Annotated in this window: 7 protein-coding genes; 3 read left to right on the forward strand and 4 right to left on the reverse strand. The window is 40.6% G+C overall.

Annotation, left to right across the window (positions count from 1 at the left end):
• Window position 1: 1 nt before the first annotated feature.
• Window positions 2-6,025 (reverse strand): trifunctional serine/threonine-protein kinase/ATP-binding protein/sensor histidine kinase, encoded by a 6,024-nt coding sequence (locus RRG12_RS27600; protein ID WP_420761372.1) that lies wholly within the window; start codon window positions 6,023-6,025, stop codon window positions 2-4.
• 378 nt (window positions 6,026-6,403) lie between these two features.
• Here RRG12_RS27600 and RRG12_RS27605 point away from each other — a divergent pair, with 378 nt between their 5' ends.
• Window positions 6,404-6,562 carry a hypothetical protein gene (locus tag RRG12_RS27605; RefSeq protein WP_420761373.1) on the forward strand — a complete coding sequence of 53 codons (159 nt, stop codon included), beginning with the start codon at window positions 6,404-6,406 and terminating at the stop codon, window positions 6,560-6,562.
• Window positions 6,563-6,656: 94 nt separating this feature from the next.
• Entirely contained in the window at window positions 6,657-7,484 is an 828-nt protein-coding gene (locus tag RRG12_RS27610; protein ID WP_069068960.1) for a peptidoglycan-binding protein, read from the forward strand.
• 440 nt (window positions 7,485-7,924) lie between these two features.
• Here the strand turns inward: RRG12_RS27610 and cobO are convergent, their stop codons facing one another.
• The 3 genes from cobO to RRG12_RS27625 all read right to left on the reverse strand — a co-directional run bounded on the left by cobO (window position 7,925) and on the right by RRG12_RS27625 (window position 11,094).
• Window positions 7,925-8,602 (reverse strand): cob(I)yrinic acid a,c-diamide adenosyltransferase, encoded by a 678-nt coding sequence (gene cobO, locus RRG12_RS27615; RefSeq protein WP_420761374.1) that lies wholly within the window; start codon window positions 8,600-8,602, stop codon window positions 7,925-7,927.
• A 340-nt stretch (window positions 8,603-8,942) separates the two neighbouring features.
• Window positions 8,943-9,665, reverse strand: a complete 723-nt coding sequence (locus tag RRG12_RS27620; RefSeq protein ID WP_420761375.1) for a hypothetical protein — start codon at window positions 9,663-9,665, stop codon at window positions 8,943-8,945.
• 160 nt (window positions 9,666-9,825) lie between these two features.
• Entirely contained in the window at window positions 9,826-11,094 is a 1,269-nt protein-coding gene (locus RRG12_RS27625) for a plasmid pRiA4b ORF-3 family protein (protein WP_069072085.1), read from the reverse strand.
• Between the two features lie 194 nt (window positions 11,095-11,288).
• Here RRG12_RS27625 and RRG12_RS27630 point away from each other — a divergent pair, with 194 nt between their 5' ends.
• Window positions 11,289-11,825 (forward strand): nucleotidyltransferase family protein, encoded by a 537-nt coding sequence (locus RRG12_RS27630; RefSeq protein WP_069072086.1) that lies wholly within the window; start codon window positions 11,289-11,291, stop codon window positions 11,823-11,825.
• Window positions 11,826-11,967: the final 142 nt, after the last annotated feature.

Here is an 11,967-nt window from a genome sequence, read left to right on the forward strand (position 1 = left end):
CTCAGCGAGTTTCATCCGTAACAGGAAGAATTATTGTAAACTCTGTTCCTTGTCCTAAAACAGAATCCACCTTGAGCCTTCCCCCGTGTCGCTCTACAACAATTTGTTGAGCGATCGCTAATCCTAACCCTGTTCCTTTACCCACGGATTTAGTGGTGAACAGGTAATCAAATACCCGTTGCTTCACCTCTTCAGTCATGCCGATACCATTGTCTGCAATCCGAATTGAAACTTGCTCTCCATCTTCAGTGAGATGAGTTTGAATTAAAATCTGATGGGGGGTTGCTTGAATATTTGCTAAATGGCGCTGCCGATGAGACTCTTCTAATGCATCGATCGCATTTGCTAGCAGATTCATAAATACCTGGTTTAGCTGGCCTGCAAAGCATTCCACTTGAGGTAAATTGCCATAGTCCCTCACCACCTCAATTGCGGGGTAATGTTCATGAGGTTTTAGGCGATGTTTGAGAATTAAGATGGTGCTGTCTATGCCATCATGTAAGTTGAAAGGAACTTTGTAATCCTTATCAGACCTGGAAAAGGTGCGGAGGCTAGTACTAATCTCATGGATGCGATTGACTCCTAGCTGCATCGAGTCGATTAATTTCGGCAAGTCTTCCCGTATATACTCCAAATCAATTGCCTCGATTTCGTCTTCCAAATCCTGTCCTGGATTGGGTAACTTTTCTTGATATAAGTTAATTAGCCCAAACAAGTCTTGCACATAATCTTGGGCGGGTTTCAAGTTCCCAGCAATAAAGCCAACGGGATTATTAATTTCATGGGCAACTCCGGCAACGAGGTTCCCCAGTGCTGACATCTTTTCATTTTGAACTAATTGAAGTTGGGTTTCTTGGAGATGCTGGAGTGTCTGTTCTAGTTGGGTTGCCTGTTGGCGAGTTTTAATCAGTAAATCTGTCTGTTGGAGTGCAACCCCCATTTGGGCGGCAATTTGTTGGGCAAATTGAATTTCGGAGGTTTGCCAGTGACGAGGTTGATCGCATTGGTGAATACAAAGCAGTCCCCAAAGTTCGTTGTCTTGCATAATTGGCACAACCAGCAAGGCTCTGATACTGAATTGCTCTAAAATTACCCGATGGCACTCTAGCACTTCATCTGCTTCGATGTCTGCCATTGCACAGAAACGTCCCTCCTTATATAGAGTTGCGTAGTTTTCGCCGAAGCAATGATCTTGAATTTTGATCGCCAAGGCAGAAGGAAATGCAGGTAATACATCTTCGGCAATAAATTCGCCGTATTCGTACCCCGATTCAAAATGAAACTGATAGATTCCCACCCGATCGGCGTTCAGAATGGGACGAATATTCTGGGTTACAGCACAAAATATTGCATCCATGTCTAAAGATTCTCGCATCTGGGTGACAACATTAAACAAAGTCTTCTGTTGGGCGAGCGATCGCTCCAATTGTTGAGCATAAGTCTGCGCCTTCTGATAAAGGCGGGCATTTTCCAGAGCGATCGCAGCTTGAGTACAGAGCAGATTCAGGATTTCGACGCGATCGCCTGTAAATACCCCAGTGGTTAGTCTATTCTCCAAATACAAAATTCCCAACAGTTTGCCTTGATGAATAATCGGTGTACACAACAAACTCTTGGGTTGTTCACGAATGATGTAAGCATCACCCATTAATAAAGGATGGGTAGTTGCATTGATAATAGTCGAGGGTTGCCAGGTGCGTTTAACATTATTAATTAGTGAAATCGGTAGATCCTGTGAGTCTTCTAGAGGCAGCGATTGCATTACTGTTGATGATTGGCCAACTGTAGTAATTGCCTCAATCAGCAACCTTTGCTTTTCGAGTAATAGCAATACACATTTATCTGCTCCAGCATTTTCAATTACTACATTCAGCAATGTCGAAAGCAGTTTTTCTAGCTGAATTTCACTAGAGAGTGTGTGGGAAGCTTTGAGGAGTGTTGCTAAATCCAGTGCAACTGACACACCACTACTAGCAGATGTCGTGGAGTTGACATAATTTAAGTTGAAAGTGCCATTATCATCTGGGCTAATTGTGACATCAGCCATCATCTGTATTTTCTCTTGTTGCAGAATGGGAGCTAAAAGATGCGGATAGTCTCGTTCTAAATCCTCAACCTTGGCTTTTGCTCCCCAACGAGAGTATGCATAGTAGGCATTGAGTAAATAATCCTGAGCAATTCGCTCTTTGCCCCATCCCAAGTAAAATCGGGCTGCAAGTTCGTTGGCTAGAGCTTCTTCATTGAGGTATTGATTTTCCTGAGCTAAAGCAATGGCAAAATCATAATATTCAACCGCTTCAACTTTATTGCCCAAAACGCGATGACATTCCGCTTCCACTAAATAATACTTGTGCAGGTGATTTGCTGGAATATGGTCAGCCCATTTTTTGATCTTTTCCTGGTTGGCAATTACCTGTTGCTGAATGGATTGTTGTTCTGCTGGAGAAACTTCAGCATAGATAGCCAAATGTGCCAGAGAGTGGTATGTGTGGAAAACTGGAACTAGGAATAATCCTGTAGCACCACCCAAGTAATTTTTGATTGCGATCGCAGCTTCAACTGCTAGCTCAAACTTACCAAATGTATAGCAGAGGATTAGTTTGCTGACGTAGAAATAGCACAGTGCTGTTTGATCGCCTGAGCGCTGGAGAATTGGCAACATTTTCTCTTGATCAAAGGCATTACCAATCAGTTCCCATGCTTTTGGAGCATCGCCAATTAAATTCAAAATCCCTTGCTGAAAAATAGTTAAATGGCTGAGAAGACCTTCCTGTTTGAGGTGAGTCAGTTGATCACGGAAGGCAACACTCTCTCGGCTGAGATCATTCAGTTCTTTGCCAACAAACCAAGAGTGCATGACGTAAACGAATGCACAAATGGTAGCCGATTCTAAATCTCCTGTTTCCAGTCCACTTTGATAGCCTTCTCTGAGAAATGCTAAGGTGTTTTGGAGTGGCTGCTTCCAATGCCACACACTACACTGAACTCCGACATAGGTTCTGGCTTTCATTTCTTTGGCATTCAACCGTTCGAGCAACAAGTACGCCAGTTGTGCAAACTGATAGCCACACTCAATATCTCCAATTACCCCACATAGCATTAGTCCGTAGTAGGCATAGCCATTTGCTGAGTATGAGATATTGCCATATTGAACCGATAAATTCACCTGCTCAAGAATAATAAATGGTAAAAGAGATGGCGCGACAACATAAGCAGAAGAAGAGACATTTGCAAGAATCCGGATGGCGGCTATCTTTTCTGGCTCCGTCATCTGGGGTAAAGTAATTAAATCTAACGGCTGCCTACCTGCCAAGATTGAGTTAGTCGCCGCACACGCTTGGGCAATATCCGATTCGCTCGGTTGCTGGGGAAAACTGACTCCGAGACACTCCAAAATCTCCAGGGCAATTTGCACTGCCTCTAGAAATTGATGTTGGGCTTGAGCTGCTTGAATTCTGATTTCATAGACTTTGACTGTATCTAACAGAGTGCTGGCATTTTCTAAAATAACTGCCGCAAATTGTGGCATCTGCTCTAGATTGCCACTCAAATAAGCAGTTTCGGCAGCAGTTTCATAAAGAGCCAGAGTTAGCTGATATTGTGTTTGCCACCGTTCCTGTGTCAGTAAAGCAATGCCGGTGGTGACATACTCAAATGCTGCTGTATATGCAGTTGCGGCTCTTGCTTTCTTTCCAGCTTGCAGATTTAGTTGAGCAAGTTCAGTCTGCTGCGATCGCTCACTAATCAGATTTTTGCCAATATTAAATTGGTTGACAATTTCAAAAAGCTTTTCGTCTTGCTGTGCCAAAGTTGTATTCTTCAGCAGTAGTTGCCCAATTTTTAGGTGAGTTGCTTGTTTTTGCTCCTCTGGGATGAGAGAATAGGCGGCTTGTTGGACGCGATCGTGCAGAAATTTGTAATTGGGTAATTGCTCATTATCCATTGGTAATTGGGATGATTCATTACCATTGCCAGACTTCTGGAAAAACTTATAAATTTCACTGGTTGGTAAAATCAATCCCTCTTGCAGCCCTCTCCACAAGTCTACGGCGGTTTCATCTGGGGATTTTTCATAGACAATGGCCAAAGTTGCCAGGTCAAAAGAGTTACCAATACAAGCAGCTAGTTTTAAAACACATTGGGTAGAAGTAGGCAACTTCTGGATTTGATGCGCCATAAACTCGACAACATCATTGGTGAGCGTCAATTCTTGAATTTGAGCAATATCCCCTTGCCAATAGCCCTTCTCAATATCAAAGGTAATCCATCCTTCTTCATACAATGCCTTGAGTAACTGGGTGACGAAAAAGGGATTGCCCGTAGTTTTCCGATATACCAATTCCGTCAAGGGTGCTGCTAGTGTTGGGGGACAACTAAAGGTATCGGCAATCAAATGATTGAGGTCGGATGGCTTGAGGGGAGTTAGATTGATAGTATTAATTACCGCTCCAGTTTTGCCAATGTCGTTCAATACCATCATTAGGGGATGAGCAGGGGAGACTTCATTATCTCGGTAAGCACCAATGAGCAACAGATAGCCCGTTTCTGCCTCACTCATCAGTAGTTGCATCAGATCCAGTGATGCCGAATCTGCCCATTGCAAATCATCCAGAAAAATCACCAAGGGATGCTCTGGGGTTGTGAGTACCTGAATAAACTTTTGGAACAGCAGATTGAAGCGATTTTGAGCTGCACTCCCTGAGAGTTCAGGTGTAGGAGGTTGCTTACCAATAATCCGTTCGAGTTCGGGAATGACTTCAATAATCACCTGCCCGTTTTCACCCAAAGCAGAGAGAATTTTCGTCTGCCATTGTTCTAGTTGGGTATCTGTTTCGGTAAGTAGTTGCGCCATCAAGTCCCGTAATGCTAGGACAAAGGCTGAAAAAGGAATATTCCGCCCAAACTGGTCGAATTTACCTTTGATAAAGTAACCTCTCTGCCGGACAATCGGCTTATGGACTTCATTAACGATCGCTGTTTTGCCGATACCAGAGAAACCCACTACTAACATGATTTCTCTAGTACCACTACTAATGCGGTCAAAGGCTTGCAGTAGTGTAGCTACTTCGGTTTCACGACCATAAAGTTTTTCTGGAATGAGGAAGCGATCGCACACATCCCGTTGAGCAATTGGGAAACTTTCAATTCTACCCGTTTCCTTGAGTTGAGCCAAACAAATTTCTAAATCATATTTCAGCCCTAATGCACTCTGATAGCGGTCTTCAGCATTTTTCGCCATCAATTTCATCACAATATCTGAAATCATCTGCGGAATTTCTTTTTCCCTCCTGCCTCCTGCCCCCTGCCTCCTGCCTCCTAATTTTTCTGGTTGTTTAGCAATGTGACAATGAATCAGTTCCATCGGATCATTGGATTGGAAGGGCAATTGACCCGTGAGTAATTCAAAAAAAGTCACCCCCAAGGAATAAAAATCACTGCGATAGTCGATACCCCGATTCATTCGTCCTGTTTGTTCAGGAGAAAGATAAGCAAGAGTACCCTCCAAAACCTGAAGATTTTTAATTTCCTGAGTTTCTTTGGGCAGCAGAGAAGCGATGCTGAAGTCAATCAGCTTAACTTGTTTTGTCTCTGGATGAATGACGATATTGGCCGGCTTGATATCTTTGTGGATTACCCGGTGCTGATAGAGTCCGTTGAGAATGTCAGCTAGATGAATAGCGATCGTTAGAAATTCACTTAATTTTAGTGGCTGTATCTTAGTATATTGCCCAAGTGAAATGCCTCCAAAATCTGGCATCACTAGTACATAGCTATTGCGATAGGTTTCTAGACTGTAGGGTTGAACAACACCAGGTAAGTCAAGATTTTTGGTGATTGTATACTGATTGCGGAACTGCAATAGTTCACTAAAGGATGGGTAATCACGTTTCAGGTATTTGATGATCACAGGTTGCAAGTCTATATCTCGAATACCCCGATAGACAATAGTCTTAGAACTGAAGTAAAGTTGCTCAACAACTTGATATCCTTCGATTACAACTGTCCAATCTAGTTCTATTGTCATATATGCTGACCTCATTCCAATAGTCTATTCTCAATGGCTATAATAATTAAGTATTCCCAATACTCAGTTTTTTGTAACATCATAATTTATTTCTCTGGGCAATTTTTTTAGGATGATTTTTTGATTAAAATTAGTTATCTATTATATTTTTTTAGTAATAGAGCTATTAAAATAAATAAGTAAAAATAACTATGTGGATATATTGTGATAAATTAATCAGTTTCTTAATTAAAATTAACTCATCTCGCAGCTACGAAAACATCACTTGTCTGACAAAATGCTCCCGCGATCGCTAATTTTTTGTAATTACCGTGAGAAAATCGAAGTCAGTGGTTATTGTTACTAATGACCAATGACTAATGACTATAGGACTCATATTTGATTTCTGAAAAAACTCAGTACAACCAAGAAGCCTTCTTTCCTGTTGCCTATTGCCTATTGCCTATTCCCTGCCTACGCAAATCAGTTCAGAAATCAAAGCGGATTCCTATATCATCAATGGTAAAGAATAAGCGATCGCGATCGCACTTTCTTTAATTCCCGGTGTGTACTAGCCTACGCCGAACGTCTCAAAGAGTTGCAGTTTGTCATCACACATTGCTTAACTTTTACAACGCCTTGCAAACAAGAAATGTTAGACTTAGTTATTTCTACTTACTTAATTTTTGTAAAACAAGATACATTAAATAGTAGTTTAGTAGCAAAGGAACCAAAAAGCATGGCCGTTAGTAGCCCTGAAGTCATCCGTCATATATTGATTGGACTGGGATATTTAGCTCCTGAAATTGATCCTAAGCCGGATCTGACTAAATTTGCTCCCTGGAAGCGGAATAACAACTCCTTGACAGATGATCCTACCGAAGAGGCGATTAAAAAGTTTCAGAAACAGTACTCACAAAAACTTGTGGTTAATGGTAACGCTGATTCGGAAACTCGAACTGTCATGGAAGATACAGTCAAAGGGCTTCAGAATAGATTGAAGTTTCACGGTTTTGCAACCAATGCCGAAATTCCTCCAGACAGGCCTTTTTATGGGCCAGCTACTTATACAGCAGTCAGAAAATTTCAGAAATCTCAGGGTTTAACTGAAAATGGCATTGCTACTATTGAACAGCGTCAAATTCTACAGCAGCCTACTCTCACAAATAAGCCGCAGCAGCCACAGCCCCAATTCAGGCTGATAGATTTGTTGGTTCAATTCAAAAAGAATCCTCAAAATACTTCTTACATTGCAGCCCTAAATAACTTACAACAAAACCTACCCAAGGACGTTTTACACAAAGTTACTAACAAATGGAGAGGAACAAATGATCAAAATCCTGAGATTGTCAAGCTGACGAATCTGTTCACTTATTATGATGACAACAATCAAAATCATCGTGATGCACTAAATCACTTACAAAGTCAGATTACCCCAGCCATCTCTCAAGCATTTTTAAGTCTCTGGAATAAGAAGTAAACAAATAGGATTTCAGAGGGAGTAGGGGAGAAGGAGTAGGGAGTAGGGAACCATTGGTGTCAACTTAAGCTAAATAACCCGCCAGAGAATTCATTCTCTGGCGGACATGCGGTTTCGCGTTAAGTTGACACCAATGGTAGGGAACCCACGCCAACCAGGCGTGGGATTGAAAATTTGGACGCATTATGCCTCATTGCAAGCAATAAGAGCAAAAATCTTTTCCTAACAGTGGGCAATGACCCACAACTAAAGTTTTTAATGTTTTTCTATCCCTACTCCCTACTCCCTGTTTTGTAAAGCAAAGTGCTAGATGCTGACTACAAACCCTCAAAACTAGCTTGACATCCGAAAATTAAAAACCAGATTTCTGATCTCTGCTGAGTCGGAAACCTGGTTTTTTAACAATTCTGAATTCTGAATTCTGAATCCTGAATTCTGATTTAATACTCAATTCCCGGTTGCGCTTTCACACCTTGATCGCGGAAAGGGTGCTTAATTAAAGTCATTTCGGTTACTAAGTCAGCACGCTCAATTAAAGCAGCCGGTGCGCCTCTACCTGTGAGAATAACGTGTTTGTTAGCTGGTTTTTGCGCCAAACCTGTTAAAACGTCTTCTACTGGTAAGTAAGCCATTTTGAGAGCGATATTGATTTCGTCTAACAAGACTAGATGAAAATCTGGGTTGCGGATGTATTCTAATGATTTCTCCCATGCGGCGCTAGCTTTGTCAAGATCGCGATCGCGGTCTTGAGTTTCCCAGGTAAAGCCTTCGCCCATTGCGTGAAATTCTATCTGGTCTTCCCAATAGCTAAAAACCCTTTTTTCGGAAGGTTCCCAGCTACCTTTGATAAATTGGATGATCGCTACTTTATACCCATGACCGAGCGATCGCAACACCATCCCCAAAGCCGCAGTAGTTTTACCCTTCCCGTTACCAGTATTTACAATAATTAACCCTTTTTCTGGTACCGCGTCTGCTATGCGCTTGTCTTGCACTTCTTTGCGTCGCTGCATCTTTTTGCGGTACTGTTCATCAGTCAAAGATGAAGACATTACCTCATCAATCAAGCGCCCAATCTCTTGGTCTGGGTTCAATTCGTGCGGTGTATCGTTTTTCATCAAGCTTGTCTAGAAATAACTGTTAAAAGTGTTGAGAATGAACCAAAATCGTCTTACTTATCCAATTTCACTTAAATTACTTGATTGGAAATGTCCAGTAAGTTTTCATGTGAAATATTAATAGTGTGTTAGCTTTATTAATGATTTGCAGACAAGTAGAAATATATATGATACACAAGCTGAACTTATAATTTGGGTTCCCTATTACTGTTTTAAATAATTTAATATGTTCATTAAAGTAGTTTACCAGTAAAAATTTATTATTATCTCCTTTGTCCTTTGGTACAGTTTGGCGTAAATATTTCGCTATATCTACGCCAACTTACGGAAGATTGCGATTCTACTCAACCCGACTACGGGAAAGAATTTCTAATATCATTGTCTCAATCTCAGGTAGTACTTCTTGAAGATAGTCATGCTTTGTACCTGTATATTGCACGAGTTTGAAATCGGCTTTAATTTTGTGTAGAAAATCTGTAACTCTTTCAGGCTGTATGGCATCTATGACATACCAATATACGCTTTTTAGTAACGGGTATAGCTCGACTCGGTGTTGAAATTGATCAAGCGACAAATTATAGAAATCGTTCTCCCTTGTGTTTACAAAAATGCACGCTGTGACTCTGCTGAAAACAGTTTTCACATTGATATCCACATTAGGCTCAGCTGCTCCAACGAAATGAGTAACTAAGCAATAATCTTGCAAATCTCTTTGATGGGATACCACGTTTTCAGCTATACCTGATGTTCCTTGTGCGATGTACGCTCTCACCTGTTCTCCAGAACATCCGCGTAGCTGCTTTCCAAGGCTATCAATGTATAAACCATCTTTATCCCTGAAAGCCATGCGACTCCCAAGCATTGGAGAGTTGTAATCACGCTCTATCCTTCCCATGTGTAACTTACCACAGTAATGAGATTGGTCATTTAATAATATTTTGAAGTGAAACTTATTATTTTCTCTGTCAAAAAATATCGAAGTCCCTTCTAAGAAGGATAAATTAAAATCTGAAAATAAACTTTCTGCAAATTCATGATGAGAAAATCCAGCCATATATGTCATGAAATTACTTTCATTTTCCGATAATTCTCGCCTGCATAAAAGCACCTCCCTAAGTAACTCGATAGTCGGTCTTCTACACTGATTGATTAGTTCTGCCAATTTCTGATGCACTGTGCTATACCTTATCTAAATATTTCAACAAGTATGTAATAAATCCCCTTTATTCTTCGTCTTCATCCAATTCATCATCCTCACTCCAATACTGTTGAGGTGCATTTCCGTGAACTTCTAAAATCTTCGGTTTTTTGATTTTGTTATCAGGTGGATTAATTGCTTCTAACTGCACATCAAATTTCCAATTGTCACCAAAATCATAAAGATAGGTCATTTTACCACCTGGTTCGAGAGACACATCACCAATTTGCACTTGGTCTGCAAATGGGGGTGTTTCCATATAGGCATGACCAACTTTTATTATGCGGCCAAAACGGTCTTTATAACTAAACTCGTACAGGTGATCGTAGTCAAAGTCAAAAGCATCGAGAATTATCTCTGCTAGCCAGCTTAATGGTTTTTTTGCTGGGATAGCAATGCGTCGCCAAGCCTTAAAAAGGGATACTTTGAAAATATAAATCCCATCGGTGAAGCCTTGCTTGGGAACAAGTAAATTGTGTTTCCATTCTGGAAAAAAGGGTTGCAAATGTGACTGCAATTTTCCAAAATTCACATTTACATCATCCTGTAGTTCTCCTCGTATCCCCAATGGAAATAGTAATTGCAACAGAGCATCTCCAAAGGGCAAGCGTTGTAAACTAGTTATGCGCCATCCCTTGCCTTCTTGTGGTTTCCCATGTTTGATAGATAAAAATCCAAATAACTCTAACAGGGCAACATTATGCAAACCTGGGTAATAACTAATATTGTTTTGATCTTCATATTTAGAAAATTTTAAACCTTTATCTGAGACACGAGGCCAAAGTTGAATACATCTAAATAAATTCCCTAATGAATCTTGATGTTCACCCAAAACTTCGTTATTTCCCCAAATCAACCAGGCTTCTAATAAGTTGAAATAGCGTTCTGTTGGATTGAGGCTTGACCAGGATTGTAAAGTTGCTGCGTCTAAAACTAAAAACTGCTTCTTCCCTTGGGATCTAATTTGGGCTATTCCAGAACTGCGTAATAACAGATATAGTCCATTAATGTATGGGTATGATTTCTGTACGGGACGTTTGAGTTTAATTTCAATTGGGTGACTTAACCGAGAATTAACTTCTGATAGGACTTTTAGCGGTAGAAGGTTATTAACACTACTAACTTCTACTCCATTTGGTTGTAAGAAATCTATCAGAATTTGAAAGTCATGCAGAATTGTACCGGGTTTATTTTCATCAATACTGAGTTTTTGTAGGAGTTGTTGTTGTGACTCTGTTATAGAAGGCAGTTCAGGATTGAGTGTGCGTTCTAGTCGCGCAAATAAATCTTCCATAAATAAAAATTCTAAATTCTAAATTCACAACTTAACCTTCTGTGTAACCTGTTTTCTTTATACTATGACTACAGAAGTTCACCTGATAAATATTGACATACCAAGTGTCACAACAGGACTATTAATACCGTAAGTTTAATGAAATGTGAATGATAATATTTTCACCTTCTACTTGACAATCCCAGGAATTTGATATGAATAGTAACACTCGCCTACAGATAATTTTAGCTGATACACGTATTAATACAGTATTACCTGCGATCGCTCAACTAAATCTACCGAACTGGTGGTTAGCCGGTGGTGCAGTCCGAAACACCGTTTGGTCTTCAATTTTTGGCAATGACTGTGGGTTAGGGATTAAAGATTTTGATATTGCATTCTTTGATATAGAGGGAAACCGTTCGCAAGAACTAGCAGCAAAGGCGAATCTCACAGAACAATTTCCTCATGACGAGTTTGATGTCAAAAATCAAGCTAGTTTTGCTCGTTGGCGTCTTGGTAGCAGACCCTACACTAGTACAGAGGATGGCATCACAGATTGGCTGCACACCGCCACTGCTGTGGGAGTTCGACTAGATACCCAAGGTCAATGGCAATTTTTCACACCCTACGGATTAGATGACCTATTTGGTGGCATTATTCGACCTACGCCAACGCATACTCATAACTTAGATGCCCACAATAAGGCCTCTGGATTTTTGCAAAAGTGTCCTTATCTGCGGTTGGCGTAAAAGTTACAGTCGGGTTGTAGCCACTAGTTTTCGTCACAAGGAAATAATCGCTTTTTAATTTTTAACCCTTGGATACAGAAGCGCAATGTTAATAATTTTCTACGTATTGGGAATATTAAACTAGAACCCCAAACGGGGTTGA

The sequence above is a fragment of the Nostoc sp. CALU 546 genome, from assembly GCF_048836525.1.

What these genes read in the sequence shown, in the direction of transcription:
- RRG12_RS27630 (WP_069072086.1), top strand. Translation starts at nt 11,289, where the DNA reads ATGAATAGTAACACTCGCCTACAGATAATTTTAGCTGATACACGTATT.
- RRG12_RS27600 (WP_420761372.1), bottom strand. Translation starts at nt 6,025, where the DNA reads ATGACAATAGAACTAGATTGGACAGTTGTAATCGAAGGATATCAAGTT.
- cobO (WP_420761374.1), bottom strand. Translation starts at nt 8,602, where the DNA reads ATGAAAAACGATACACCGCACGAATTGAACCCAGACCAAGAGATTGGG.
- RRG12_RS27610 (WP_069068960.1), top strand. Translation starts at nt 6,657, where the DNA reads ATGTTAGACTTAGTTATTTCTACTTACTTAATTTTTGTAAAACAAGAT.
- RRG12_RS27620 (WP_420761375.1), bottom strand. Translation starts at nt 9,665, where the DNA reads ATGACATATATGGCTGGATTTTCTCATCATGAATTTGCAGAAAGTTTA.
- RRG12_RS27625 (WP_069072085.1), bottom strand. Translation starts at nt 11,094, where the DNA reads ATGGAAGATTTATTTGCGCGACTAGAACGCACACTCAATCCTGAACTG.